Annotated in this window: 18 protein-coding genes; 9 read left to right on the plus strand and 9 right to left on the minus strand. The window is 65.6% G+C overall.

Annotation, left to right across the window (positions count from 1 at the left end; genetic code table 11):
* Nucleotides 1-322: 322 nt before the first annotated feature.
* From pncB to B5D38_RS07340, 6 genes are all read right to left on the minus strand, one after another.
* Nucleotides 323-1,630 carry a nicotinate phosphoribosyltransferase gene (pncB, locus tag B5D38_RS07315; protein WP_078707741.1) on the minus strand — a complete coding sequence of 436 codons (1,308 nt, stop codon included), beginning with the start codon at nucleotides 1,628-1,630 and terminating at the stop codon, nucleotides 323-325.
* Nucleotides 1,631-1,775: 145 nt separating this feature from the next.
* Entirely contained in the window at nucleotides 1,776-2,822 is a 1,047-nt protein-coding gene (locus B5D38_RS07320; protein WP_078707742.1) for an enoyl-CoA hydratase/isomerase family protein, read from the minus strand.
* A gap of 21 nt (nucleotides 2,823-2,843) precedes the next feature.
* Nucleotides 2,844-3,527, minus strand: a complete 684-nt coding sequence (gene rpe / locus B5D38_RS07325) for a ribulose-phosphate 3-epimerase (RefSeq protein WP_078707743.1) — start codon at nucleotides 3,525-3,527, stop codon at nucleotides 2,844-2,846.
* Nucleotides 3,528-3,594: 67 nt separating this feature from the next.
* A complete protein-coding gene (locus B5D38_RS07330) occupies nucleotides 3,595-4,587 on the minus strand; it encodes a class 1 fructose-bisphosphatase (RefSeq protein WP_078707744.1) in 993 nt (330 codons plus the stop codon).
* Nucleotides 4,588-4,724: 137 nt separating this feature from the next.
* Nucleotides 4,725-6,248 carry a helicase HerA domain-containing protein gene (locus B5D38_RS07335; RefSeq protein WP_078707745.1) on the minus strand — a complete coding sequence of 508 codons (1,524 nt, stop codon included), beginning with the start codon at nucleotides 6,246-6,248 and terminating at the stop codon, nucleotides 4,725-4,727.
* 137 nt (nucleotides 6,249-6,385) lie between these two features.
* Nucleotides 6,386-7,573 (minus strand): CaiB/BaiF CoA transferase family protein, encoded by a 1,188-nt coding sequence (locus B5D38_RS07340; RefSeq protein WP_078707746.1) that lies wholly within the window; start codon nucleotides 7,571-7,573, stop codon nucleotides 6,386-6,388.
* Nucleotides 7,574-7,907: 334 nt separating this feature from the next.
* Between B5D38_RS07340 and B5D38_RS07345 the strand changes: the two genes are divergently transcribed.
* The 3 genes from B5D38_RS07345 to B5D38_RS07355 are packed head-to-tail and all read left to right on the plus strand — an operon-like array spanning nucleotide 7,908 to nucleotide 10,463.
* A complete protein-coding gene (locus B5D38_RS07345; RefSeq protein ID WP_078707747.1) occupies nucleotides 7,908-9,326 on the plus strand; it encodes a cytochrome ubiquinol oxidase subunit I in 1,419 nt (472 codons plus the stop codon).
* A 13-nt stretch (nucleotides 9,327-9,339) separates the two neighbouring features.
* Entirely contained in the window at nucleotides 9,340-10,344 is a 1,005-nt protein-coding gene (gene cydB / locus B5D38_RS07350) for a cytochrome d ubiquinol oxidase subunit II (RefSeq protein ID WP_078707748.1), read from the plus strand.
* A complete protein-coding gene (locus tag B5D38_RS07355) occupies nucleotides 10,344-10,463 on the plus strand; it encodes a DUF2474 family protein (protein WP_078707749.1) in 120 nt (39 codons plus the stop codon). Before cydB ends, B5D38_RS07355 begins: the two co-directional genes overlap by 1 nt.
* 28 nt (nucleotides 10,464-10,491) lie before the next feature.
* Here B5D38_RS07355 and B5D38_RS07360 read toward each other — a convergent pair whose 3' ends face one another.
* The 3 genes from B5D38_RS07360 to B5D38_RS07370 are packed head-to-tail and all read right to left on the minus strand — an operon-like array spanning nucleotide 10,492 to nucleotide 13,691.
* Nucleotides 10,492-10,917 carry an ester cyclase gene (locus B5D38_RS07360; protein WP_078707750.1) on the minus strand — a complete coding sequence of 142 codons (426 nt, stop codon included), beginning with the start codon at nucleotides 10,915-10,917 and terminating at the stop codon, nucleotides 10,492-10,494.
* A 60-nt stretch (nucleotides 10,918-10,977) separates the two neighbouring features.
* A complete protein-coding gene (locus tag B5D38_RS07365) occupies nucleotides 10,978-12,444 on the minus strand; it encodes a UdgX family uracil-DNA binding protein (protein WP_078707751.1) in 1,467 nt (488 codons plus the stop codon).
* Between the two features lie 11 nt (nucleotides 12,445-12,455).
* Nucleotides 12,456-13,691 (minus strand): putative DNA modification/repair radical SAM protein, encoded by a 1,236-nt coding sequence (locus B5D38_RS07370; protein ID WP_078707752.1) that lies wholly within the window; start codon nucleotides 13,689-13,691, stop codon nucleotides 12,456-12,458.
* Nucleotides 13,692-13,866: 175 nt separating this feature from the next.
* Here B5D38_RS07370 and B5D38_RS07375 point away from each other — a divergent pair, with 175 nt between their 5' ends.
* The 6 genes from B5D38_RS07375 to B5D38_RS07400 all read left to right on the plus strand — a co-directional run bounded on the left by B5D38_RS07375 (nucleotide 13,867) and on the right by B5D38_RS07400 (nucleotide 26,818).
* The gene (locus tag B5D38_RS07375) at nucleotides 13,867-14,313 is read left to right on the plus strand and encodes a BA14K family protein (RefSeq protein ID WP_245318887.1); all 447 of its coding nucleotides are present in this window, start codon (nucleotides 13,867-13,869) and stop codon (nucleotides 14,311-14,313) included.
* Between the two features lie 387 nt (nucleotides 14,314-14,700).
* Complete coding sequence (locus tag B5D38_RS07380; protein ID WP_078707912.1) at nucleotides 14,701-16,545, plus strand: autotransporter assembly complex protein TamA; 1,845 nt, start codon at nucleotides 14,701-14,703, stop codon at nucleotides 16,543-16,545.
* On the plus strand, nucleotides 16,545-21,902 hold the full coding sequence (locus B5D38_RS07385; protein ID WP_131829880.1) for a translocation/assembly module TamB domain-containing protein: 5,358 nt from the start codon (nucleotides 16,545-16,547) through the stop codon (nucleotides 21,900-21,902). Before B5D38_RS07380 ends, B5D38_RS07385 begins: the two co-directional genes overlap by 1 nt.
* 271 nt (nucleotides 21,903-22,173) lie before the next feature.
* Complete coding sequence (locus B5D38_RS07390; protein WP_078707755.1) at nucleotides 22,174-22,407, plus strand: hypothetical protein; 234 nt, start codon at nucleotides 22,174-22,176, stop codon at nucleotides 22,405-22,407.
* 281 nt (nucleotides 22,408-22,688) lie between these two features.
* On the plus strand, nucleotides 22,689-24,305 hold the full coding sequence (gene pgi / locus B5D38_RS07395) for a glucose-6-phosphate isomerase (RefSeq protein ID WP_078707913.1): 1,617 nt from the start codon (nucleotides 22,689-22,691) through the stop codon (nucleotides 24,303-24,305).
* On the plus strand, nucleotides 24,302-26,818 hold the full coding sequence (locus B5D38_RS07400) for a glycogen/starch/alpha-glucan phosphorylase (RefSeq protein WP_078707756.1): 2,517 nt from the start codon (nucleotides 24,302-24,304) through the stop codon (nucleotides 26,816-26,818). Before pgi ends, B5D38_RS07400 begins: the two co-directional genes overlap by 4 nt.
* Nucleotides 26,819-26,905 lie beyond the last annotated feature (87 nt).

Consider the following 26,905-nt stretch of genomic DNA (forward strand, 5'->3'; position numbering starts at 1 on the left):
CTGCGAGTTGATTTCGGCGTTCCTCCCCGATCATCCCGATAGGATAAGCTATCGCGTAAGGTGCATCCGGCGCTAGGTTGAAAGCGGCTGGATGAATGGATGATCCTGCTGTTTTTTTGAGAGCCTGCGGCCAGCCAAGCGGGAAAACCACCTCGGCGGCAGCGTCACAGCCCCGGGGGAGCGGCGGCCACGAATGAGGGCGCCTCCGTCAACGCGGCCCACGCCACATGGATAAAGCGCATGAGCCGCCCGCGCCGGACAGACGGCGCGGCGCATCTTCATTGAGCTTATGACGCCGCGAGGAGCGAAGACGACCGCGCGATCAGACCAGCACTTCGCGGGCCGGATACTGGCTCCTGCCGAAGATGCGCTGATAGCGCTCGACTTCCTGGGGAAGGCCGCTCACCTTGCTGGGGTTGTCGGATAGCTTCACCGCCGGCCGGCCATTCGCCTCGGCCACCTTGCACACGATGGAGATCGCCTCCAGGCCGCCCGCCACCCGCTCCGGCACGATGCCGCGGAAATCGTTGGTGAGGTTGGTGCCCCAGCCAAAGGAGAGACGGACCCGGCCGTGGAAGCGTATATAGACGTTCTCGATGGTTTCCACGTCCATGGCGTCGGAGAAGATCAGGAGCTTCTCGCGCGGGTCCTCGCCGTGCCGCTGCCACCAGTCGATGATGGCCGCCCCGCCCTCGATCGGAGGCGCGGAATCCGGTCGGAAGCCCGTCCACTGGGCAAGCCAGGCCGGCGCCCGTTCGAGGAAGGCGGACGTTCCAAACGTGTCCGGCAGCACGACGAGGAGATTTCCGTCGTAATAGCGCTGCCATTCCTCGAAGACGCGATAGGGCGTCAGCCGCAGTTCCTCATCGCTCTCGGCAAGCGCGGCCAGGACCATGGGCAGCTCATGTGCGTTGGTTCCGATGGCCTCCAGGTCGCTTTCCATGGCCAGGAGCACGTTGCTGGTGCCGATGAACGCCTCACCCAGCCCCTCCTTCAGCGCCTCGACGCACCAGCGCTGCCACAAAAAGCTGTGGCGCCGCCGCGTGCCGAAATCGGATATCTTGAGGTCAGGCAGGCGGCGCAGCCGCTCGACCTTGTTCCACATCTTGGCCTTGGCGCGAGCGTAGAGAATATCCAGCTCGAACTTGCCAAGGCCGGACATGGCCGAGCGCGACCGCAGCTCGTTGATGATGGCGAGCGCGGGCACCTCCCACATGGTCGTATCAGTCCAGCGACCATGAAACGTCAGTTCGTATTGCCCATCCACCTTCTTCAGCTCGTATTCCGGCAGGCGGAACGTCTCCAGCCACTGGAGGAATTCGGGCTTGAAGATCTGCGCCTTGCCATAAAAGGTGTTGCCAGCGAGCCAGATCATCTCGCGCTTGGTGATGGTCAGCGACCGCGCATGGTCGAGCTGGGCGCGCAGCTCGCCCTCATCGATCTCGTCGGCCAAGCGGACAGACTTCGTCCGGTTGATCAGATGAAACGTTGCGTCGACATCGCGGTGAAGGCCCCAGATCATCTGGAGCATCAAAAGCTTATAGAAGTCAGTATCGAGCAGGCTACGCACGATCGGGTCGAGCTTGAAGGCATGGCTCCAGACTCTGTTGGCGATGTCAGTCGCGACCATTGGCCCATGCACCTTTCATACTGCTGTCACAGTTGGCGCAGGCACCCTAACGAGCCTTGGTAAAAAACAAAACCTTCCCTGTCAGCACCTTTGGCCGCAGCAGCGGATTTCTCCGAGATGGCATTGGGCGATGCTGCCAGAGCCCTCAGAGCGGCGGCCCGTCCTGGAGATCGCCTTCGTCTGCGACTGGCGCCAACATCTCGAGCAGGCGCGAGACATCGAGCTCCTCCAGCCGCGCCGGCGACCAGCGCGGCTGCCGGTCCTTGTCGACCACGGCGGCGCGGATGCCCTCGATGAACTCCCCCTTGGGCAGGGCGCGGGTGGCGAAGCGGTATTCCATGACGAGCGCGCGCTCGACGGTCGGCTCCTCGCGAACAGCGGCGATGATAGCCAGCGTCGCGGCAAGCGAAAGCGGCGAACCCTTTCGAATCGCCGCCGCCGCTTCGGTAGCGAAGCTCGAGGCGCCGGCTTCAAGGCGACCGACGATGGCCAGCAGATCGCCGCCGGCAAAGGCTGCATCAGTCTCGTCACGGTGGCGCGCCAGCCTGGACGAGCCGGCGTCGACAGCAAACGGCGCGATGACGTCGGGGCGGCCCGCCGCCAGCAGTTCGGCCTTGAGCGCGGCAAGCCGATCGGTCGGAACCATGACGTCGGCAAAGCCGGCGAAGAGCGCGTCGGCGGCACCCATGCGAGCGCCCGTGAGGCCGAGATATTCGCCGGTTCGTCCCGGCGCCCGCGTCAGGAGCAGCGAGGAGCCGACGTCGGGCACGAGGCCGATGGCGCATTCCGGCATGGCCACAGCCGAACGTTCGGTGACGATCCGATGACTGCCGTGAGCGGAGAGGCCGACGCCGCCGCCCATGACGATGCCGTCCATGAGCGCGACATAGGGCTTGGGGTAATGGGCGATCAGGCGATTGAGCCTGTACTCCTCGTGGAAGAAATGCTGCGCGGAAGCAAAATCGCCCTGCCGGCCCATGGCATGGAGGGCGGCGATATCGGCGCCAGCGCAAAACGCCCGTTCGCCCTCCCCCTCGATCAGCGCCATCGTCACCTGGGGATCGTCTCGCCAGGCGAGGAGCGCCACCTCGATGGCCTGGCACATCTCCGTCGTCAGCGCGTTCAACGCTTTTGGGCGACGCAGCACGATTCTCCCGACACGACCATCAATGAAGGTCGCCACCCCGTCCATGACCGTTCCTCCGCCCGCCTTTCAGGGGTGGCGGGCTTCCCTTCCGTACGCAGCGTCCCGCAGCGTCTCGATATTCCTGCCATAGCCCGCCGCGGTGCCGCGAAACAATGCCGAGCCTGCAACCAGGACGTTTGCTCCCGCTTCCACCACCGAGGCCGCCGTTTCCACGGCGATCCCGCCGTCGACCTCGATGTCGATGGGGCGATCGCCGATCATGGCTTTGACGGCGCGAATCTTGTCGAGCGTCGCGGGCAGGAAGGCCTGGCCTCCGAAGCCGGGATTGACGGTCATCACCAGGACGAGGTCGACCTTATCGAGGACGTAGCGGATCGTTTCCTCGCTGGTCGCCGGGTTGAGCGCCACGCCGGCGCGCTTGCCGAGCGCCTTGATTGTCCGGAGCGAGCGGTCGAGATGGCGCGTGGCCTCGGCATGAACGGTGAGCCCGTCACAGCCGGCCTCGGCGAAGGCCTCCAGGAAGGGGTCGCACGGCTCGATCATCAAATGACAATCGAAGAATTTTTCCGAGACCGGCCGGATGGCTTTGACCACCGCCGGCCCGAAGGTGATGTTCGGAACGAAGTGACCATCCATGACATCGAGATGAACCCAGTCGGCCCCGGCGCGGTCGATCGCAGCAACCTCCTCACCGAGGCGCGAGAAATCGCTGGCCAAAATCGACGGGGCGATGATCACGGAACCTGACACTTTTTCCTCCAAGGCTGCCCCTGTGCGAGACGCCACGATCTGAACCTTAGGCGATCGCGCCTCGCGATCATCCCTGCTCGGCGAGCCGCCGGCGCACTTCCTCCACTTCCTCGGTCGAGCCGAAGACGAGAGGAGTTCTGGCGTGAAGATCGCCGGGAACGATATCGAGAGTGCGCGACAGGCCGTCGCTCGCCGCGCCGCCGGCTCCCTCAATGCACAGGGCAACCGGATTGGCCTCGTAGACCAGCCTCAGGCGGCCCTTCTCGTATCCCTTGCGCGCATCACCGGGATAAAGAAACACGCCGCCGCGCAGCAGGATGCGGTAGGCGTCGGCCACCATCGAGCCGACATAGCGCATGGAATAGTTCTTGCCGCGGTTGCCGGCCTCGCCCGCCTCACAATCGGCGATGTAGCGGCGCAGACCCTCGGCCCAGTGGCGCCGGTTCGCTGCATTGATCGAGAATTCCTTGGTCGTGGCGGGTATGGCGAGCGTCTCACCGACCGACGTGAACCCGGCGGAACCCGGAACGTGGATGAAGGCGCGCGTCTCTCCGCCAAAGCTCGCGATCAGGAGCAGCTGCGGCCCATAGATGAAGAACCCGGCGGCGATCTGTCGCGAGCCCGGCTGCAGAAAAGCGCTCCTCGGCTCCGCCCGGTGCTCGCTCCCCACCGGTAAAATCGAGAAGATGGTGCCGATCGACACGTTGGTCTCGATGTTCGACGAACCGTCCAGCGGATCGCAGGCGACCGCGACAGAGCCCCCCTCGCTGATTGTGATTGGCGCATCCTGCTCCTCCGATCCATAGAAGGCCACCGGCGAGCGATGCATGGCGCCGACCACGGCGCGATCGGCGACGACATCGAGGGCCTTCTGGATATCGCCGCCGAGATTGGCCTCCCCCAGCGACTTGCCGAGTTCGGCGCCCGCGCCGCCGTGGGCGATGAGGCGCGCGATTTCAACGGCCGCCTCGCCAAGATTGAGAATGGTAGTGGCAGCCGCCTGGCGAAGCGGATCGGCGCCCGCCGTCTCGGTCAGATAGGTCTCCAGAGAGAGGCTCATCTACTCTCCTCATCCAGTACGAGGGGTTCAGCGATGAAGGAGAGCTAACGCCTCGCCCCGTCAACGGCAATGGTGAGAGTGGTCGCGCCCGCTTTCAACATCGGGAAACGTCGCGGAAGCAGACAGGCTGCGAAGCGTTACGCCTCGCGACTGCGCGCCAGTCTCTCCTGTCGGCGCAGCCGCGCCTCATCCAGCGCCACCGGCGCCTGGGAGCGGTGCGCGCATCGCCATCCGGTGCCGAGAATCGTCACCACGCGGTTGCCGCGAAAGTCGCTTTCGACCCTGATCAGGCCGTGTTCCGCCATGAAGGAGAGAAGGAAGCGGCCGCGCGAGGGCGAGTGGCTGCCATAGGCGCGCGCCAGGGCGTCGTCGGATGGGCATTCCGCGCCATCGGAAGCAGCGCGCGCCAGCATCAGGAAGACGCCTTGCATCTCCTCCGGCAAAGTTTCGCTGCGGCGGGCGATCTCCTGCCACGCCTCGTCCTCCACCTCCTCGCCCACCCCGGCGCGAGCCAGGGAGAGGCGGCGGCGGAAGCGCGTCATGTCGGTCTCCTCCCCTTTGAGCCGCTTCAGCCGGCAATGAGTGAGGAACTCCTGGTAGAGGATCGGCACGGGGCGGAACGCGGCCTCGGGATCGGCCAGCATCTCGGCGAAGATCGCCTCAACGAGGACCCGTCGCTCGTCGGGCGAGCGGGGATCATCATCCTCCGGCTCGACGGCGTCCGCACCCTGCCCCGCTTCGATGCGCTCGATCAGCGAGGGCGTGGCGAGCGGCGCGGCACGCGGCGCGGGCCCCGGCAGCGGAGTATCCTCGATATGGGAGAAGATAAGGTCCGACAGCGCCTCGCGCGGCGTCTCGGGCAGCGGCATCAATGTCGGCCGCCCGGTGCGCCCTCGCGTTTCGACCGGCCCGATCAGGATCGGCACCGGGCGTCGGTACAGCGCCGGACCGAGGGCGACGAAATGGCCGGGGGCGAGATCGCGGAACTGCTCGGCCTGCCGCCGGTCCATGCCGAGAAGGTCGGCGGCGCGGGCCATGTCGATGTCGAGGAAGGTGCGCCCCATGAGGAAGTTGGACGCCTCGGCGGCGACATTCTTGGCGAGCTTGGCGAGGCGCTGGGTCGCGACGATGCCGGCGAGGCCGCGCTTTCGCCCACGGCACATGAGGTTGGTCATCGCGCCGAGGGAAGCCTTCCGCACGTCCTCCGACACGTCCCCGCCGATCGCCGGAGCGAAGAGCTGCGCCTCGTCCACCGCCACCAGCATGGGAAACCACAGGCTGTGGTCGACGTCGAAAAGGCCGTTCAAGAAGGCCGCCGCGCAGCTCATCTGCACGTCGGCGTCGAGGCCCTCGAGGTTGAGGACGGTCGACACGCGGTGTTCGCGGATGCGCGCCGCGATACGGGCGAGTTCTGCCGGTGTGCGGTCGGCATCCACCACCACATGGCCGTACCGGTCGGAAAAGGAAACGAAATCGCCTTCCGGATCGATGATCGCCTGCTGAACGAGCCTGGCGCTCTGCTCCAGCAGCCGGCGCAGAAGATGAGACTTGCCTGACCCCGAGTTGCCCTGAACGAGAAGGCGCGTCGACAGCAGCTCCTCCAGGTTCATCTCCGCCGGCTCGCCTGTCCGGTTGGTGCCGAGCGTGACGGAAACCTGCATGTCTTCTCCTTCGGGCATCGTGCGACGAGAGGCGGGGCAATGGGGTGGCCCATGCGCGCGCCTGAGGCAAGGCGGGCGGCCCGCGATCCACAGATTCGTTGCCGCTCTGTGAACAACCCCTGGGATTTGAAAAGGATTTAGCTCTCGGCTTCCGTCTCGTCGCCTTCGCCTTCAGGTTCCGGCCGCTCGATGCCGAGCTCGGCCATCACCTCCTCGGTGTGCTCGCCGAGGCGCGGCGCAGGCCGACCGAGGGCGAGCGACGCATCGGAAAAGGTGAGCGGCGTCCTCAGACCCGGCACGCCATCGCTCTCGATCCGGATGCCGCGATGAACGACCTGCGGATCGGCGAACGCCTCCGCGACCGTATGAATGGGTCCTGCCGAAACTCCCGCCGCGGCGAGAGCGGCGATGAGGTCGTCGCGCTTCCAGGCGGCGAGCGCCGGCCCGATGATCTCGTTGAGAGAGGCGCGGTTGACGACGCGATCCTCGTTGCGGTGGAAGCGCGGATCTGCCGCCAAGTCCGTCTTGCCGAGGAGATTCACGAGATTGACGAACTGCTCGTCATTGCCGCAGGCGATGATCACCTGGCCATCGGAAACCGAATAGACCTCATAGGGCGCCACATTGGGGTGGGCATTGCCGGTGCGCGAGGGCGTCGCGCCGGTGGCGAAATAGTTCATTGCCTGATTGGTGAGGACGGCGGTCATGCAGTCGAGGAGCGCGAGATCGATGTGCTGGCCGTGCCCGGTCGCCTCGCGCTGGCGCAGCGCCGCCTGAATGGCGATGACACCGTAAAGCCCGGTGATGATCGAGCCGAAGGCCACGCCCATCTTCTGCGGCGGGCCGGCCGGATCGCCGGCGACGTCCATCATGCCGCTGAGGCCCTCGAGGGTGTATTCGTAGGCAGTACGATCGGCATAGGGCCCGTCCTGGCCGAAGCCGGTGACGGAACAGTAGACCAGCCGGGGATTGATCTTGCGGACGCTGTGATAGTCGAGCCCGTAACGCTCCAGCCCTCTCACCTTGAAATTCTCGATCAGAATGTCCGCCTGGGCGGCAAGCCCTTTGACCAGAGCCTGCCCCTCCTCCGTGCCGAAATCGGCAACGACAGCCCGCTTGCCACGATTGCAGGCATGAAAATACGCGGCCGTTCGTTCGCCCTCATGCTCGATGAAGGGCGGCCCCCAGCCACGCGTCTCGTCGCCTCTCGGACTCTCGACCTTCACAACGTCCGCCCCAAGATCGGCGAGCGTCTGGCCGATCCAGGGGCCGGTCAGGGAACGGGCGAGTTCGACGACCTTGAGGCCTTTCAACGGAGCGTTCATGGGTCCCCTCCTGGCATCCTGCTGCGGCGGCCGGGTGCGCCGCCCGACGGATGGGCGCCCCATCAGTGGCATTCCCGGGCGGCGAGATCAACGCAGAATGATCGCGTTGATGCGACGCAGCGTCAGCTTCTCGCGGGACGGGCCGAAAACCTCAATCTCTGGCAAGCTCCAGGATATGCAGCCTTTAGCCGCGCAATGACAAATTGTCGCACACCATTCCATCTATCCTCCAAAAACATATCTCAAGTGCCGATCCGCCTTGGAACGAGAGATCTCGTCCCAGACATTTAGCCGGGCTCGCGGCCGCCGCGCTCGGAAAAGACCGGAGCCTGCGATGTTCGATGCGTTCGACCCTGTCCTTCTGGCCCGGGTGCAGTTCGGCTTTACCATTGCCTTTCACATCATCTTTCCAGCCTTCACCATCGGCCTCGCCTCCTATCTGGCAGTGCTCGAGGGCCTTTGGCTGGCAACCGGACGCGACGTCTACATGGCGACCTTCCGCTATTGGGTCGCGGTTTTCGCCATCGTCTTCGGCATGGGGGTCGTGTCTGGCGTGGTGATGAGCTACCAGTTCGGCACCAACTGGTCGGTCTTCTCCGACAAGGCAGGGCCCATCGTCGGGCCGCTGATGGGTTACGAGGTTCTCACCGCCTTCTTCCTCGAAGCCGGTTTTCTCGGCGTCATGCTCTTCGGCCTCGGTCGGGTCGGCAAGCGCCTGCATTTCTTCGCGACCGTGATGGTGGCCATCGGCACGCTGATCTCCGCCTTCTGGATCCTTTCGGTCAATTCCTGGATGCAGACGCCGGCGGGCTACGCCATCAACGAAGCCGGCCAGTTCGTTCCAGCCGATTGGTTCGCGGCGATCTTCAACCCGTCCTTCCCCTACCGCCTCGTCCATATGGTGCTCGCCGCCTACCTCACCACGTCCTTCGTCGTCGGCGCTGTGGGCGCGCTCCACCTCCTGCGCGACCGCGCCAACCCGATGGCGCGCCTGATGTTCTCCATGGCGTTGTGGATGGCGACCATCGTCGCGCCGCTTCAGCTTCTGGCGGGCGACCAGCACGGGCTCAACACGCTGGAGTATCAGCCGGCCAAGGTCGCCGCCATCGAGGGACACTTCGAGGACGAGGAGCCGGGGGGCGGCATGCCGCTGACGCTTTTCGGCATTCCAGACATGGAAGCGGAAACGACGCACTATGCCATCGACGTGCCGCGGCTCGGCTCGCTGATCCTCACCCATAGCTGGGACGGCACCATTCCCTCCCTGAAGAGCTTCCCGCCCGAGGACCGGCCAAACTCGCTGGTCGTCTTCTGGTCGTTCCGCATCATGGTCGGCCTGGGCCTCCTGATGATCGCCATTGGCCTCTGGTCGCTGTGGCGGCGCTTCTTCGGCTCGATCTACGAGTCGCACTGGCTTCAGCGCGCCATGCTGGCCATGGGGCCGGCCGGCTTCATTGCCGTCATCGCCGGTTGGATCACGACCGAGGTGGGCCGCCAGCCCTACACAATCTATGGCCTTCTCAGGACCAGCGACAGCGTTTCGCCCGTGGCCATCGAGGCGGTCGGCACGTCCCTCACCGCCTTCATCATCGTCTACTTCCTGCTCTTCGGCGCCGGCACGTTCTACATCCTCAGGCTGATGAACCGGACGCCGACGGGCCTCGAAGGACCAGAGCGCGGCAAACCGACCCGCTCGGCCGGCACGACACCGGCGCCTTCGGTCGACGACGACACCGTCGCAACCGAGCACTGAGGAGGGCTCGTCCATGGATCTCGCGCTCATCTGGGCCTTCCTCATCGCCTTCGCCGTTCTCGCCTATGTCATCCTCGACGGCTTCGACCTGGGGCTGGGCATTCTCTTCCCCTTCCTTGGCAGCGGCGAAGATCGGGATGTGGCGATGAATTCGGTCGCCCCCGTGTGGGACGGCAACGAGACTTGGCTGGTGCTGGGCGGCGGCGGGCTCTTCGCCGTCTTCCCGCTGGCCTATTCCATCGCCATGCCGGCGCTCTACGCACCGATCATCGCCATGCTCCTGGGCCTCATCTTCCGGGGCGTCGCCTTCGAGTTCCGCTTCCGCACCGAGCGCGGCCGCTTCCTCTGGGACATCTCGTTCTTCATCGGTTCGCTGGTCGCCGCCCTCAGTCAGGGGCTGGCGCTGGGCACGCTCGTGCAAGGCATCAAGGTGGAGGGTCGCGCCTATGCCGGCGGCTGGTGGGATTGGCTGACGCCCTTCTCGCTTCTGACGGCCGTGGCGCTGGTGGTCGGCTATGCCCTTCTCGGCTCGACCTGGCTCGTCATGAAGACGGAGGGCGAGCTTAACCGGCGCGCCGCCCGCTACGCCACCTATACCGGCATCGGCACACTGACGCTCATCGGAGCGGTGAGCCTGTGGATGCCGTTCCTCGACCCGCAGTTCTACCTGCGCTGGTTCGCCTTTCCGCAGTTGCTCTATGTCGCGCCCGTGCCGATTGCCGTGGCGCTGGTCGCCTTCGTTCTCTTCCGGCAGCTGAAACGGCACGATTCGACCTACCGCCCGTTCTTCGCTTCGCTCGGCCTTTTCGTCCTTTGCTTCATCGGGCTCGGGATCAATTTCTACCCCAACATCATCCCGCCGAGCGTCACGATCCATGAAGCGGCGGCGCCGGACGACAGCCTCAGCTTCCTTCTGGTGGGCGCGGTCGTGCTGATCCCCATGGTTCTCGCCTACACCGCCTATGCCTACTGGGTGTTTCGCGGCAAGGTCCGGCCCGGAGAGGGCTATCATCACTGATGGAAGATCGCGCTCCCGCTTCCCTTTGGCGCCGGCTCGGCTGGTTCGCGGCCCTCTGGGCCGGCGGCGTCCTCGCGGTCGGGTCGGTCGCCTACCTGATCCGGCTCATGATCCTCTGAGGATCTCGCTTGGCCTTGGAGCCAAGCGTCAGCGGCCGAGCTGATGCTCGATCGCCGCCTTGTCGATGACCGACCATACGGACGCGATCTTGTCGTCCCTGAACTCGTAGAAGACATTCTCGGCAAACGAGACGGTGCGGCCGTCGACCCGAAGCCCCAGGAACTGCCCCCTCGGCGAACATTCGAAGGCGAGGCGGGCCGCGACGCGCGGCGGCTCGCAGACGAGAAGCGCGATGTTGAAGCGAAGATCGGGAATGTCCTCGAAATCCTTCACCAGCATCTCGCGATAGCCCGACAGCCCGAGCTGGCGGCCGTTGTGCTCGGCATCGTCGGCGACATAGGTTCCGAGCCGCGCCCAATCCTGACGGTTCAGGCAGTCGATGTAGGCCCGGTAAATATCGGCAAGAGACACGCGAGATCCTCCCGTAAACGCTCCGCGGACCGTGCGGAACATAAGGCGGGCCTCTTGCCGGACCAGCATCGACCTGAACTCCGCACACGGCGGGGTTTCCTGTCAGGCAGCCAGGGCGATCTCCGGCACCGCCTGCCGCACCCTGGCCATATCCTCGCGAAACAGCGCCTCCTCACGCGCCTTGGCGTCTGGGTCGGGCAGGCGCAGGAGGTAGGACGGGTGGACGGTGACGAGCGCCTGCCCCCCCGCCGGCAGGTCGATGAGCTGCGAGCGCACGGATCGGATGGTGACGGTGCGGCCGAGCACGGACGATGCCGCCGTCGCGCCCATGGCGACCACCAGCTTCGGCGCGACGAAGGAGCGCTCCAGATCGAGCCAGCCGCGGCAGGCGGCGATCTCTCCGCCGCTCGGCTTCTGGTGAATGCGGCGCTTGCCGCGCGGCACGAACTTGAAGTGTTTCACGGCGTTGGTCACGTAGGTCTGCGCGCGGTCGATGCCGGCGGCCGCGAGCGCGGCATCGAACACCTGGCCGGCGGGACCGATGAAGGGCTCGCCCGCCAAGTCCTCCTGATCGCCCGGCTGCTCGCCGACGAACATGACCGGCGCTGCCTTTGGCCCTTCGCCGAAGACCGTCTGCGTGGCCGGCTCCCATAGCGGGCACGCCCGGCAATGCCTCGCCGCCTCGCGCGCCTCCTCAAGGCTTTCCGGCCGATGATCCGGATCGAAGACCGGCGCCTCAGCTCTTGCCATCTCAAAGCGCTCCCTTTGTCGCTCGTGGCGATAACTCGGAAGCGTCGCGGGCGTTGCGATCATCGCCTCGCGCGCGGCCTCGGCGCCCTGCGCCAGTGGCGCGATCAACGCCGCCTCGGGCATGTTCTTCCAGTACTTTTTCGGCATCTGCGCCCGCATCGCCTTCATCTTGAGGCGCGAGGGGTTGAAGATCGAGGCGTAATAGGTGAGCCACAGCGCCTCCATGTCGTCGCCGCGCGGGCGCATTTCCGCGGTTGCGCCGGGGCCATATTCCAGCCGTTCGCCATTCCAGTGGGCGGAAAGAAGCGGCGTCAGGAGCGACCAGGACATGCCGGTGAAACGCCGCACGAAAAAGGGCGCGACGCGCTCCACGATGTGATGCTCGGGCTCGAACCAGGCGATGGAGCGCCGCCCCTCCTCCGTCTCGACCTCGCGAAAACGCACAAAGGCCTTCATCTTATGGCTGTCGCGCGAGACAGCCTTTGCCATGGCTTCCGCAAGCGCGACATCTCTGTCGGAGGCGACGGCGAGGAGCTTCGGCTCGGCCTGAAGCCGGAAGAGCAGCCGATAGGCGAGCGAGAACCGCGCCGGGTCGCGGTGGGAAACGAGCACTTCGGCCAGATCGATGAAGGCGCGCGGCACCGTGAAGCGGCCGCCGACATCCGGGGCCGGCGGAAGCGGCTCGGCAAAGAGCGAGGCGGCGCTTTCGCCCACCGTGAACTCGATGTCGGCGGGATCGACGCCCAGCGCTAGCGCCATGCGCGCGCCCTGACGCCAGCCTTCGAAATCCGTGGGAGATGAGAGACGGACGAACTTCATGGCGCTCGTTCTCAAAACAGCGAAAGCTGCTCTTCCTTCGGGCGCAGCCGTCCGGCAAGGCCGGGACTGTCCAGAAGCCCCCCCGGCGACCAATCCTCGGCGACGATGAACGGGCGCACCTTCTCCAGCGACTGGCACAGCCGGCTGACGTCGTCGAGGCGAAGGCGGCGGTGCCGACGCGTCGACAGAATGCGCTCCACCGCGCGTGTTCCAAAGCCCGGCACGCGCAGCAGCATCTCCTTGTCCGCCGCGTTGACGTCCACCGGAAATCGCTCCCGGCGCTTCAGGGCCCATGCGAGCTTCGGGTCGATCGAAAGGTCGAGCATTCCCGCCTGGCTCCCCTCGACGATCTCGGACCGCTCGAACCCATAGAAGCGCATCAGCCAATCGGCCTGATAGAGCCGGTGCTCGCGCATCAGCGGCGGCTTTGCCAGCGGTAGCCGACTGGAGGCATCGGGGATGGGCGAGAAGGCGGAGTAGTAGACCCGCTTGAGGCTGTACGAGCCATAGAGGTTCTCGGACCGCTGGAGGATCGCATCGTCATTGGCCCCGTCCGCGCCGATGATCATCTGCGTCGACTGCCCGCCGGGGGCAAAGCGCGCCGGCTTGGCCCGATCCTTTTTCTCCCCCTGATGCTCCTCGATCTTGAGGCGCAGATGCCCCATCGAGCGGCGAATATCGCGCGGCTTCTTCTCCGGCGCGAAGCGCTCGATGGCTCCGTCCGTCGGGAGTTCGATATTGACCGAAAGGCGATCGACGAAGAGGCCGGCTTCCTCGATGAGCCGAGGAGAAGCGTCGGGAATGGCCTTCAGATGGATGTAGCCGGCGAAATTCTCCTCAAGCCGCAGGCGGCGGACGACAGCGACCATCTCCTCCATGGTGTGGTCCGGGCTCTTGACTATGCCCGAGGACAGAAAGAGGCCCTCGACATAGTTGCGGCGGTAGAAGGCCATGGTGAGCCGCACCACCTCCTCGACCGAGAACCGGGCCCGCTCCACGTTGGAGGACGAGCGATTGATGCAATAGGCGCAGTCGTAGACGCAGAAATTCGTCAGGAGGATCTTGAGCAGCGAGATGCAGCGCCCGTCCGGCGCGTAGGCATGGCAGATGCCGGACCCTTCCGTTGAGCCGATGCCTTTCGTCTTCAACGAATTGCGTTTGACGCTGCCGCTCGATGCACACGAGGCGTCGTATTTGGCGGCATCGCTGAGGATAGCCAACTTTTCCTGGAGGGTTCGCGCTGTCATGCCGCATCCTATCGTTCTTGATATGTTCTTGCCAAGCCCGCAAATGTGAGGACCGTTCCTTCTGCTGAAAATCCTTGCGGGCGGGAACGACCGGGAGTTTCAGGCATTACGGCGGCAGGGACGCGGTCTCGCCGCACCATTCATCGGCGGCGGCTCAATTCGGGGAGTTCCAATCTTGCGCAAATTCTTCACGGCCTTCGCCAGCGCGGCGCTGGTGGCGGTTACGACGCTGTCGAGCATCGCGGTCACCACGAATCCCGCAAGCGCGCAAATGCGCGACCGCGAAAGGTATGTTGAGCGCTATTGCGCCCGCAATCCGCGCGACAGCGACTGCCGCGATTTCCGTCGTGGCCATCGTCATTGGGACGAGCGCCGCTATCAGCGTTGGTACAGAAAGCACCATGACCGCAACGACAACGCGGCTGCTGCGATCTTCGGGCTCGCAGCCGGGATAGCCGGCGGCATTGCAGCGGGCGCCAACGCGCCGCGCGATCGCGGAGACCGTGGCGTTCGCGAAATGACGCGCCATCAGGAACGCTGCGCCAACCGCTACCGGTCCTACGACTTCCGCAGCGACACCTACATTGGCAACGATGGCCGGCGCCACGCCTGCCGCCTCTGAATTCCACCAAACCACGGATTCATGAAAAGGCTGGGCGCAGCAGTGCGCCCGGCCTTTTAGCCGTTGATCCAGCTCGCGGAATTGGTGTGGCTCATTCGGCACATCGGGTCACGATTCCACCCTTCGGCTCTCTCCTTGGCTTGCTATCGCCATGAATCGCAGCAAGCTTCGCGTAAGCCGTGGAGGGGGCGGGCGGAGCTGAACTTTCAGTCATCGCTTTCCTCGCTTCGAGCCGCAGATGATGCGGCTGGACGACAGAGGTATGCGTTGAGAGCCTGCGAAAGCCATTCGACTTCGTTCCATCGAGCCAGCCTTGTGATCGCTGGGCTCATCGCCGCTTTCGCCTGGATCGCCCCGCAACCTGCGCGTGCGTTCGAGCTTTTCGGAATGAAGTTCTTCGACTCCGACCAGGAGGACGAAGCAGTGCTGGAGCCGGTCAACTACAAGGTGACTCTCGACGTCGATCCCGCCGACAAGGACCTCCGGAAAAAGCTGGAAGCCGCCTCGCTCCTGGTCGCCGACGAGGAGAAGCCCGTTTCCGGCTCGCTTGGCCTGCTCTCAAAGGCGCGCAACGACCGCAAGCGTCTCGTCGCGGCGCTTTACGAGAGCGCCCACTATGATGGTCTCGTCAACATCTTCATCGAAGGCCGCGACATTGCCGATCTTGCGCCCGACGCGACCTTCGACACCTCCGGTTCCGTGCCGGTTCAGATCATCGTTCAGCCCGGTCAGACCTATACGCTCGGCAGCATCGACATCAGCGCGAACGGCGTTCCGATCGATCCCGCCCCTTACGAGCTGAGCAGCGGCGGCAACGCCAATTCCGACCATCTTCTGGATGCCGAGGCTCACGTCCTTCAGGACTTGCGGAACGAGGGGCGGCCCTTCGTCGCCGTCACGAGCCGCGACGTGACAGCCGATGCCGCGACGGGGCGGCTGGACTACAGGATCGCCATTTCGCCGGGAGACCCTGAACCCTTCGGCCTCACCTGGGTCGAGGGCGCCAAGGCGGTCGATCCGGGCTTCATCGCCTACATGGCCGGCATCAAGCCGGGCTCGACCTTTTCGCCCGAGATGCTGGACGCGGCTCGTCAGCGGCTGGTCAAGCTCGGCGTATTCTCCTCCGTCTCGGTGACGCCGGCCTCCGCCACCGCCGACGACGGCACCTTGCCGGTGCAGATCGAGGTGGCCGAGCGCAAGTTCCACTATTTCGGCGTCGGCGGCACCTATTCGAGCACGGAAGGGGCCGGATTCAAGGCCTATTGGGGTGATCGGAACCTCTTCGGCCGGGCCGAGAATCTGCGCCTGGAAGCGAACGTTTCGCGGATTGGGGCCAGCGACCGCAACGACGACACCAATTTCGATCCGGGCGAGATCGATTATGATGTTTCCGCCGTGTTCAAGAAGCCCGGCGTGCTGGGGCCGGACTCGGTCTATGTCGGCTCGGTCGAGGCGCTGATCGAGCATCCCCTCGCCTATGACCGCGAGTCGCTGGCGGCCACGAGCGGCGTTCAGTACGAACTCAGCAAAACGCAGACGGTCGAGGTCTCACTGCGCGGCGAATACGAGAAGCTGACGGATTATCTCGGCACCGACGAGTTCTATCTGCTCTCGCTGCCGACGACCTATACGTTCGACGGACGCGACGACAAGCTGAACCCCACGGAAGGCGTGTTCGCCAAGGTCTATGTCGAGCCGACCTACGACTTCAATTCGTCGGTCGCCTTCGTGAAGGCGCGCGGCGACATTTCCGGCTACGTCTCCTTCACGGATTCCGACCGTTTCATTTTGGCTGGCCGGCTCGCCTATGGCGCGATCTTCGGCGCAGATCGGCTGGACGTGCCCAACGACCGGCGCTTCTATGCGGGCGGCGGCGGCTCGGTGCGCGGCTATGCCTTCCAGTCGATCAGCCCCTATTTTCCGGCGGAGGCCGAGCCGGGCCGCGATTCCGAGTTCGAGGACACGCCGTCCGGTGGCCTGTCCCTCTTCGAGGCGTCGGCGGAGGCCCGCATCGGCGTCACCGAGAAGATTCAGATCGTCCCCTTCGTCGACGCGGGCCTTGCCAGCGACGACATCGTGCCCGACTTCTCGGACCTGAAGCTCGGCGTCGGCGTCGGCGCCCGATACCTGACCTCCTTCGGCCCCGTCCGGGTCGATGTCGCCTTTCCCCTCGACCGTGGACCGCATGACGACAGCTTCGGCATCTATGCCGGAATTGGGCAGGCGTTCTGATGAGACCGATGCACGTTTTCGCCCCCTTCTGCCGCCTTTGCGCCCTCGTCCTCTTCGCCATGGCGCTCGCCTCGCCGCAGCCCGCGCGCGCCCAGGCCTTCGTTGCCAAGCAGATCGAGAACCTGATCTCCACCGACACGGTCACGGTGAAGATCGACGGTCTGTCGGGCGCGCTGTCCGGCAGTGTGCGGATCGACCGCGTCACCGTCTCGGATGCGGTGGGCGTGTTCCTGACGGCGAACGATCTCGCCATGGACTGGTCGCCATTGGCTCTCGTGCGCGGCAACGTTTCGATCGAGCGGCTGTCCGCCGGCAAGATCACCCTCGACCGGCTGCCGCAGGTCCCGCCGTCCGAAGGCGGCGGCGGAGGCGGGTTTTCCCTGCCCTCGATCACCGCGGACGTCGGTGAGATTTCCATTGCCGAATTCGATCTTGGAGAGGCTGTCGCCGGCGTCGCCGCCCGCCTTTCCGCGAATGCCCATCTGACGCTGGCCAAGGAGCCGGCGCGGCTCGACTTCTCCGCCGATGTGAAGCGTCTCGACACGCCGGGCACGATCTCGGCCAAGCTCGCCTTCGCGCCCGACAGCAATGAACTGACGGTCAACGTCACAGCCAGCGAGCCGGCGGGTGGCCTCGTCGCGCGGCTGCTCGAGATTCCCGGCGCGCCGCCGGTGGACCTTGCGATCTCCAGCGCCGGCCCGTTGAGCGACTTCACCGCCGATGGCGCGCTCAAGATCGGCGGCCAGGACGCCGCGACCCTTTCGGCCAGAGTGACGGATGCGAACGAAGGACGCCACATCGCCGGCAACCTCCAGATTCTTTCGGACGCCGTGGTTCCGGCCGCCTACACTGATCTTTTGGCGGGCGGCGCGCGTCTCGACGCCGATCTGACGCAGCGGCCGAACGGCGCCATCGACATCAAGACCGGCACGCTGACGTCCAATGCGCTCGAGATTACCGCATCGGGCACCTTCGACCGTAGCGGAGAGAACGACCTTTCCGTCAAGGTCGCGGCCAAGGACGGCAAGGCCCTGCCGCTCTCCTTTCCCGCCGGCGATGCCTCCGCCGACCTTGAGATCACCAGCGTCGACGCATCCCTCAAGGGCGCCTTCACCGCGGCGACGCTTCGCGCCTCGGCAGCTCTGCCCGATGCAGCCTATGGCGATTATGGCGCCACGGGCCTTCAGGCCTCCATTGCCGCGGACGGCTTCAACCTCGACACCCTGGCCGGCCCCTTCCAGGTGGTCGCCAAGGCGGCGAGCGCGACGGCGCCGGAGGGCATCCAGCAGCGCGTCCTCACGGGCCCCATCGACATCCAGCTTCGCGGTTCGCTGGCCGAGAACGCACTCTCGCTCGGCGACGCGAAGGTGACCACGGGCGTCGCGACAGCTTCGGCCGCCGGCACCGCCGCCTTCGACTTCTCGACCTTCGACCTCACTCTCGCGACCCATTTCGAAACCTCGGCGCTGTCGCCCGATGCCGTCAAGATCGCCGGCCACCGCCTCGCGGTCGATGGTCACGCGGCGCGCGAGTCCGATGGTACGATCACAGCCGATCGCCTCGTGATCCAGGGCGAAGGGCTGATGATCCAGGGCAACGCCAGCTATCAGAAGGACCGCGTCAGCGCGCATGTGACCGGTTCGCTGGATCAGGCAGCCGCCCTGACCTCGGCGCTTGGCGGCAGCGCCCGCTTCGAGCTCACGGCGGACGGGCCGGCGAGCGCGCCCACCGTCGACCTGACACTCAACGGCGAAAAGCTCAGCGTCCGCGACCAGAGGATCGAGAACCTTTCGATCGAAGCTCATGGAACGGCGGACCTGAACGCGCCGTCGGGCCGGTTCGCTCTTTCGGGAACGCTGGACGGCCAGCCGCTGACGGCGAACGCCGACGTCGCGACCGGCCAGGGCGGCGTGATCATGCTCAGCAACCTGTCGCTTCGCCAGGGCGAGAACAGCCTTGCGGGCGATCTGCGCCTGACCGCCGACAAGGTGCCTCTCGGCAAACTCACCATCGATTTCAAGGACATCGCGCCGCTCGCCGCGCTTGCCCTCCAGGACGCCAGCGGCGACCTTGCCGGCAAGGTCGATCTGGCGATGGATGCCTCACAACGGCCGACGGCGGATCTCGCCCTCTCCTCGCGCCGGCTGGCTTTCGCCGGCAACGCCCTGTCGGGCGTCTCGCTGGATGTCGCGGCAACGGATTACCTCAAGGCGCCTTCTCTCGGCGGAACGGTCAAGGCCGCGACGGTCGATGCCGGTGGCGTCTCGGTCAGGGCGCTTTCTGCTGAACTTTCCCCGCTTGAGGACGGCACGGCGATCCAGGCCGAGGCCCAGGCGAACGGCATCCCGGTGTCGCTTGCCGGCAAGGCCACCTTCACCGCAGCCCTGACCACCCTGACCCTCGACCGGCTCGACGCGGCGATCAAGGACGCGGCGGTCTCGCTCGCCAGTCCCCCCGCCACCGTCACGCTCGCCGCCGGCGTCACCAGCCTTTCGGGCGTTGCGCTTCGCGTCGGCGATGGCCAGCTCTTCCTTGACGGCTCCGTCGACGACGAACTTCACCTGACGGCGACGCTCGACCGCGTTCCCGCCGCCATCGCCAACCCGTTCGTCGCCGGCCTCGACGCGGCCGGCACCGTGACCGGCAAGGCCGTGGTTTCTGGCCCGCCGAGCGACCCTTCCGTGGTGTTGACCATCCAGGCGGACGCCATCGAGACGAGCCAGACGCGCGCCGCCCATGTCCAGCCGCTCGATGCGGCGCTCACCGGCACTTACGGCGCCGGTACTCTCAATATCGAGACGGCGACCGTCGATCTCGGCACCGGATCGATCGAGGCTCAGGGCACGGCCGGCAAGACGCTCGACCTCTCCCTCGCCCTGCGCAATGTGCCGGCGAGCCTCGCGAACGGCTTCGTCGAGGGCATCGAGGCATCGGGCAGCCTCTCGGGCACCGCGACGGCCACCGGCGATATCGGCAATCCGACCGCCGACTTCGACATCTCCGGGGCAGGCATCACCGCCCGCCAGGTCGCCGAAGCCGGCATCGCGCCTCTCCAGCTACGCCTTTCGGGGCACTACGCCGACGGCACCGCCCGACTGGAGACGGCGGTCGTCAATGTCGGCGATGGCTCGCTCCAGGCGACGGGCACGGTGGGCGAGGCGCTCGATCTCGATGTCACGCTGACGAACATCCCGGCGGGCCTTGCCAACGGCTTCGTGCCGAACCTCTATGCCACCGGAACCATTTCCGGCCGTGCCAAGGCGACGGGCTCGCTCGCCAATCCGAAGGCGGAGTTCGAACTCGAAGGGCATGGCCTCTCCGCCCGTCAGATCGCGGCGGCGGGAATAGCGCCGGTGGAGCTCAATGTTGCCGGCCGGTATGAGAACCAGACCGCGACCTTGAGCACGGCCAAGATGATCGTCGGCGACGGCTCTCTGGAGGCCACCGGCAGCATCGGGCCGAAGCTGGATCTCGCTCTTTCCCTCGACCGTATCCCGGTGGGACTTGCCAACGGCTTCGTTCCCGGCCTCGACGCGCGGGGCACGATCTCCGGCAGCGCCAAGGCCAGCGGTTCGTTGCGAGCGCCCAATGTCGAGTTCGACGCCTCGGGCTCCGGCATTTCGACTTCGCAGACCCGTTCGGCAGGCGCTCCGCCGATCGACTTCACGGCCGCCGGTCGTGGCGAGAATGGCGCCGTCGTCCTCACCGCCGGCGAGGCGCGCGTCGGCAGCGGCACGGTCAAGGTCAGCGGCAGTGCCGGCCGCACACTCGACATCAACGTCGCCATTGCCGATCTGCCGGCCTCGCTCGCGGCTGCCGCCGCGCCCGACATTGCCCCCACGGGCGCGCTTTCCGGCACAGCGCATGTCACCGGCACCACGTCCGCCCCGGTGGCCGACTACGACCTGCGGGTCGCCGGCCTGACCGTCGCGCAGACGCGCGACGCCGGCGTCGGTCCGCTCGACGTCGCCGCTAAGGGCCAGTACGCCGACAAGGCCGTCAGCCTCGACGCCATCATGTCGGGCAGCGGCATCGATTTCCGCGCGAACGGCTCGGTCAGGCTCGCCGGAACGCCCGAGCTCGACCTGTCGCTCTCGGGCACCGTGCCTCTGGCGCTGGCCAATCGCATCCTCGCCGAGGGCGGCCGCTCGGTTCAGGGCGTCGCAAGCGTCGATGCCCGGATCACCGGCCCCGCTACGGCGCCGCAGGTGACGGGCGCCATCACCACGTCGGGGGCGAGCTTCGTCGACACGGGCGCCAATGTCTCCATCACCGGCATCTCGACGCGTATCGCCCTCAGCGGGCGACAGGCGGTGATCGAGAGCTTCTCGGCGAAGATGGGCCGTAACGGCGTCATCACCATTGGCGGATCGGTCGGTCTCGACAACGGCTTCCCCGCCGACCTTTCGATGCGCGTCGTCAACGGCGACTACAATGACGGCCAGCTGCTGGCCGCCGATTTCAGCGCCGACCTCACCCTGCAAGGCCCGCTCACGGGCGCCCCGCTCCTGGCGGGCAAGGTCAACGCCTCGCGCATCAATGTGCTGGTGCCAGAGGGTATGCCGACATCGCTGAAGCGCCTCGATGTCGATCACAAGAACGCGTCCGCCGCAGTGGTTCGCCAGGCGCGGGAGCTGAAGATCAAGCGCGGCGGCGGAACCAACAGCACCGGCGTTCAGCTTGACGTCACGCTCACCGCCAACAATCAGGTGTTCGTGCGCGGTCGCGGGCTCGATGTCGAGCTCGGCGGCACCCTCCGGCTCATGGGCTCCATATCGGCGCCCCAGATCGTCGGCGCATTCGAGCTTCAGCGCGGCCGTTTCCTGATCCTCTCGCGCCGGCTCGATTTCCAGCGCGGAACGCTGACCTTCACCGGGGGATTGCTCCCCGCACTCGATCTTCTGGCAACCTCGGATGCCGGCGATGCGACGGTGAACGTCTTGGTGACGGGGCCGGCCTCCGACCCGAGCTTCAACTTCTCCTCGACGCCGGCCCTGCCGCAGGACGAGGTTCTGGCGCGGCTGGTCTTCGGCCAGGGCACCGCCGATCTCTCCCCACTACAAATTGCCCAGCTGGCGGAAGCGGCGGCGGAACTCGCCGGCGTCGGCGGCTCGACCGGTCTGCTCGGCAAGCTCAGGGCGCAGCTCGGCGTCGATGACCTCGATATCCGCACGACCGAGGACGGCCAGACCGCCGTCGGCGTCGGCAAGTACATCAACGACCGCACCTATTTCAGCGTCGACACCACGGGGCGCGCCTCGGTGGACCTGAAGCTCGGCGCGGGCGTGAAGGCGCGCGCAGCCGTCGGCGCCGATGGCGGTGGAGAGGTCGGGCTTTTCTACGAGCACGAGTACTGAGGGGCGCGCTCGCCAGCGCTGCCGGCGAGACTCTCGGCCGCTACGACGGGCCGCGTCTTTCCGCCGCTCCAAGGCGAGGAGGCGCTCCAGCCCGCGTCGCGCCTCCGCCCCGCATCAATACAACGATACGCAACCCTTAGTTGATTTGACGTTGCGCCGCTTCGGTGTTCTTGCAATACCCTCACCTGATTCGCATGACGATCCGGGCGCTTGTCCTATCTTCGTCCTCTCACACGGAGTGAATGCCAAGCCAATCAGGAGGTAGAAAGCCATGAGTACAGAGTCGCTCGGCTTCGCCAAGTTTGATCATCCGCGCCACGGCAGTTTCGACGACCCCGCCGCCGTTCTTTCCAACGAGCAGCTCTCGGATGCGGAGAAGGAGGAAGTTCTGCGGGATTGGAAGGCCGATCTGAAGCGGCGTTTCGGCGACATCACGCCTCTTAGCGGCGAACAACACCACGACCTCGACGAGGCGATTGAGCGGCTCGCGGGCGCGCGGACGTGAGGCGCAGGCATGGCTGCGGGCGGTTTGGTCGCAGCCAAGATGGGCGATTTTCACGCCTGGCATGCCTGCCCTGTGCCGCGGCGACTTGAGCCCCTCGCCGATTTCGGCTCTTCTTTCGCCGAATCGGAATGATCCAGGAATGAAGTCGCATCTATCGACCGGATCGAGAACGGCGTTATCCTTGTCGATAAGCTCCTTTCGCCTCCGGTGGCGACCAATTTGCAACGGGTGACATTTTGACCGACGCGCCTCAATCACAACAATCCGGGCTCACGAGCCGGATCGAGAAGCTGAAGACCCTGGGCCAGGAAGCCACGAAGCGCGGCACACGCGCGCTGTTCGCGGCCAACCCCAACCGCTTCGGAAGCATGTCGTTCCGGCTGGATGACCTGCTCCTTGATCTGTCCAAGTGCGCGATCAGCGAAGATGACCTTGCGGCGCTCATCGATCTGGCGCGGGCCGCGAACCTTGCCGAGAGGCGCGACGCCATGTTCGCCGGCGCCAAGATCAACGAGACGGAGGGGCGCGCCGTCCTTCACGTGGCGCTGCGCGGGCGCCCCGAGGATGGCTACGCCGTCGATGGCGAGAAGGTCGGCGAGGAGGTCGAATCCGTCCTTTCCGCCATGTCGCGGTTTTCCGCCGCGCTGCGTGACGGGTCCATCAAGGGCGCGACCGGCAAGACCTTCACCGACGTCGTAAACATCGGTATCGGCGGTTCCGATCTTGGCCCGGCCATGGCGGTGCTGGCGCTCTCGCCCTTCTGTGACGGACCGAAGCTGCATTTCGTTTCCAATATCGACGGCGCCCACCTCGCCGATACGATTGCGGGCCTCGATCTTTCTACGACGCTCTTCATCGTCGCGTCCAAGACCTTCACCACCATCGAGACGATGACCAACGCCGAGACGGCGCGCAAGAAAGTGGCGGCAGCGCTTGGCGAAGAGGCGGTTGGCGCGCATTTCGCGGCGGTTTCGACAGCGCTCGACAAGGTTTCGGCCTTCGGCATCCCGGCCGACCGGGTCTTCGGCTTCTGGGACTGGGTTGGCGGACGCTATTCGGTCTGGTCTGCCATCGGCCTGCCGCTGATGATCGCCATCGGCCCGGAGAACTTCCGCGCGTTCCTTTCGGGAGCACGCGCCATGGACCAGCATTTCAAGACGGCACCGCTGGAACAGAACCTCCCGGTTCTCCTCGGCCTTGCCGGCTGGTGGCATCGTGTCGCCCAGGGCCACCCTTCCCGCGCCATCATCCCCTACGACCAGCGCCTTGCGCGCCTGCCCGCCTATCTCCAGCAGCTCGACATGGAGTCGAACGGCAAGCATGTCGGCCTCGACGGGCGCCGGACGCCGACCGTGACGGGTCCGGTCGTATGGGGCGAGCCCGGCACCAACGGCCAGCACGCCTTTTTCCAGCTCCTCCATCAGGGTACGAACATCGTGCCGGTGGAGTTCATCGTCGCGGCCAACGGCCATGAGGGCGACCTCAAGCACCATCACGACCTGCTTCTGGCCAATTGCCTCGCCCAGAGCGAGGCGCTGATGCGCGGGCGTTCCATCGAGGAAGCGCGTCAGCAGATGCTCGGCAAAGGGATGAGCCCCCAGGAGGCGGAGCGCATCGCGCCCCACCGCGAGTTCTCCGGCGACCGGCCGTCCATCACTATCCTTTATCGCACTCTCGACCCGTTCTCCTTCGGGCGCCTCGTGGCGCTCTACGAGCACCGCGTCTTCGTCGAGGCCCAGCTTTTCGGCATCAATGCCTTCGATCAATGGGGCGTCGAGCTGGGCAAGGAACTCGCCACCGGGCTTCTGCCCATCGTGACGGGCCAGGCCTCGCCAGACGACCGAGATGCTTCGACGGCCGGCCTGGTCCGCGTCATTCAAGAGATGAGAGACCGATGAACCTGACCAATTCCGAATCCAAAAACGCCGATCTCTCCGCCGAGGCTCTCGGCAACGAGATCAAAAGCGCGCCGAACCCCGTCCCCCGCGCCAACGACGCCGACACGCTGGCCGAGGAGATTCTGGAAAAGCTGACCTATTCGGTCGGCAAGGACCCGATCGTCGCCCGCCGCCACGACTGGCTGACGGCGACGACGCTGGCCGTGCGCGACCGCATCATCGACCACTGGTTCGCCACCAGCCAGCGTGGCTACAAGGAGTCGCTGAAGCGCGTCTATTACCTGTCGCTCGAGTTCCTGATCGGGCGCCTCTTGCGCGACGCCATCAGCAATCTCGGTCTCGACAAGACGCTGCCCGTCGCGCTGTCGCGCTACAACATCAATCTCGACCTGATCGAGCTGCTCGAACCGGATGCGGCGCTGGGCAACGGCGGCCTGGGGCGTCTGGCTGCTTGCTTCATGGAATCCATGGCCTCGACCGGGGTGCCGAGCTACGGCTACGGCATCCGCTATCGCCACGGCCTTTTCCGGCAGGAAATCGCCGATGGCAGCCAGGTCGAACTGCCGGAGAACTGGCTCGCCCACGGCAACCCGTGGGAGTTCGAGCGCCAGGAGGCCTCCTACGAAATCGGCTTCGGCGGCAAGGTCATCTCGATTCAGGAAGAGGGCAAGGGGCCGCGCCAGGTGTGGCGCCCGGCCGAGCGCCTGCTGGCGGTAGCCTATGACGTTCCGATCGTCGGCTGGCGCGCCGCCTCGGTCAACACGTTGCGCCTTTGGAGCGCGCAGGCGCTTGACCCGATCCTGCTGGACGCCTTCAACTCGGGCGACCATATCGGCGCGTTGCGCGAGGCCAATAAGGCAGAAGCCATCACCCAGGTCCTCTACCCGGCCGACTCGCACCTCGCCGGCCAGGAGCTGCGACTTCGCCAGGAGTATTTCTTCTCCTCCGCGTCGCTTCAGGACATTCTGCGCCGCCACCTGTCGCAGTATCCGAGCCTCGACAACCTTTCCGACAAGGTGTCGATCCAGCTAAACGACACGCACCCGGCGGTGTCCGTCGCCGAGCTGATGCGTCTCCTGGTCGACGTACACGGTATGGATTGGGACAAGGCCTGGAAGATCACCCAGGAAACCTTCTCCTACACCAACCACACGCTTCTTCCCGAGGCGCTGGAGACTTGGCCCGTCCACATCTTCGAGCGGCTGTTGCCGCGCCAGATGCAGATCATCTACGCGATCAACGCGGCCGTCATCTCCGAGGCGCAGGGCAAGGGCTTCGACGGCGGCAAGATCGCCTCGCTCTCGCTGATCGACGAAGGCCATGGCCGCCGCGTACGCATGGGCCAGCTCGCTTTCGTTGGCTCCCATGCCATCAACGGCGTCTCCGCGCTCCACACCGAGCTGATGAAGGAGACGGTGTTCCGCGCCCTTCACGAGCTCTATCCCGATCGCATCCAGAACAAGACCAACGGTGTGACGCCTCGGCGCTGGCTGTTCCAGTCCAACCGGGGGCTGACCAAGCTTCTCGAGGAGACGATCGGGCCGGAGTTCAAGGACAATATCGACAAGCTCAAGGATTTCGATCGCTTCGCGACGGACCCGGAGACAAGGAAGCGCTTTGCCGCCGTCAAGCTCGACAACAAGAAGCGCCTCGCCAAGCTGATCTCGGAGCGCATGGCTCTCAACGTCAATCCCGAGGCGATCTTCGACATTCAGGTGAAGCGCATTCATGAGTACAAGCGCCAGCTCCTGAACGTCTTGGAGGCCGTGGCGCTTTATGAGCAGATCCGCTCCCACCCCGAGCAGAACTGGACGCCGCGGGTCAAGATCTTTGCCGGCAAAGCCGCGCCGAGCTACTTCAAGGCCAAGCTCATCATCCACCTGATCAACGACGTGGCGCGGGTCATCGATTCCGACCCGGCGGTGCGCGATCTCCTGAAGGTGGTGTTCATTCCGAACTACAATGTGAGCCTCGCCGAGACGATCATGCCGGCGGCCGACATCTCCGAGCAGATCTCGACCGCAGGCCTCGAGGCGTCCGGCACCGGCAACATGAAGTTCGCCCTGAACGGGGCGCTCACCATCGGCACGCTGGACGGCGCCAATGTCGAGATGCTGGAGCATCTGGGCGACGAGAACATCTTCATCTTCGGGCTCAACGCCGACGATGTTGCCCGCCGCCGCAACGACGGCCACAGCGGCCGTGGCATCATCGAGACGACGCCGCTGCTCAAGAGCGCGATCGACTCTATCGCCTCGGGAGTCTTCTCTCCCGACGAACCGCAGCGCTACCGCGACCTGATCACCGACCTCTACGACCGCGATTGGTGGATGATCTGCGCCGACTTCGACGCCTATTGGCAGACCCAGCGCCAGCTCGACGCCCTGTGGCTCGACAAGGACGCCTGGTACGAGAAGGCGATCCGGAACACCGCGCGCATGGGCTGGTTCTCATCCGATCGCTCGATCCGCGAATACGCTCATGACATCTGGAACGTGAAGACTCTGTCGTGAACGGCGCGGCTTCGGCCGCGCTCCCATCCACGTCGCATTCGGGCCGGCGCGAGGAGCTTTCCTCGCGCCGGTCTTTCGCGCCTGACG

It is taken from the genome of Consotaella salsifontis (assembly GCF_900167365.1).
Lineage (GTDB): Bacteria > Pseudomonadota > Alphaproteobacteria > Rhizobiales > Rhizobiaceae > Consotaella > Consotaella salsifontis.

What these genes read in the sequence shown, in the direction of transcription:
- B5D38_RS07355 (WP_078707749.1), top strand. Translation starts at nt 10,344, where the DNA reads ATGGAAGATCGCGCTCCCGCTTCCCTTTGGCGCCGGCTCGGCTGGTTC.
- cydB (WP_078707748.1), top strand. Translation starts at nt 9,340, where the DNA reads ATGGATCTCGCGCTCATCTGGGCCTTCCTCATCGCCTTCGCCGTTCTC.
- B5D38_RS07320 (WP_078707742.1), bottom strand. Translation starts at nt 2,822, where the DNA reads ATGGACGGGGTGGCGACCTTCATTGATGGTCGTGTCGGGAGAATCGTG.
- B5D38_RS07400 (WP_078707756.1), top strand. Translation starts at nt 24,302, where the DNA reads ATGAACCTGACCAATTCCGAATCCAAAAACGCCGATCTCTCCGCCGAG.
- B5D38_RS07370 (WP_078707752.1), bottom strand. Translation starts at nt 13,691, where the DNA reads ATGACAGCGCGAACCCTCCAGGAAAAGTTGGCTATCCTCAGCGATGCC.
- B5D38_RS07360 (WP_078707750.1), bottom strand. Translation starts at nt 10,917, where the DNA reads ATGTTCCGCACGGTCCGCGGAGCGTTTACGGGAGGATCTCGCGTGTCT.
- B5D38_RS07345 (WP_078707747.1), top strand. Translation starts at nt 7,908, where the DNA reads ATGTTCGATGCGTTCGACCCTGTCCTTCTGGCCCGGGTGCAGTTCGGC.
- B5D38_RS07390 (WP_078707755.1), top strand. Translation starts at nt 22,174, where the DNA reads ATGAGTACAGAGTCGCTCGGCTTCGCCAAGTTTGATCATCCGCGCCAC.
- B5D38_RS07385 (WP_131829880.1), top strand. Translation starts at nt 16,545, where the DNA reads ATGAGACCGATGCACGTTTTCGCCCCCTTCTGCCGCCTTTGCGCCCTC.
- B5D38_RS07365 (WP_078707751.1), bottom strand. Translation starts at nt 12,444, where the DNA reads ATGAAGTTCGTCCGTCTCTCATCTCCCACGGATTTCGAAGGCTGGCGT.
- B5D38_RS07340 (WP_078707746.1), bottom strand. Translation starts at nt 7,573, where the DNA reads ATGAACGCTCCGTTGAAAGGCCTCAAGGTCGTCGAACTCGCCCGTTCC.
- pncB (WP_078707741.1), bottom strand. Translation starts at nt 1,630, where the DNA reads ATGGTCGCGACTGACATCGCCAACAGAGTCTGGAGCCATGCCTTCAAG.
- B5D38_RS07380 (WP_078707912.1), top strand. Translation starts at nt 14,701, where the DNA reads ATGAAGTTCTTCGACTCCGACCAGGAGGACGAAGCAGTGCTGGAGCCG.
- B5D38_RS07330 (WP_078707744.1), bottom strand. Translation starts at nt 4,587, where the DNA reads ATGAGCCTCTCTCTGGAGACCTATCTGACCGAGACGGCGGGCGCCGAT.
- B5D38_RS07335 (WP_078707745.1), bottom strand. Translation starts at nt 6,248, where the DNA reads ATGCAGGTTTCCGTCACGCTCGGCACCAACCGGACAGGCGAGCCGGCG.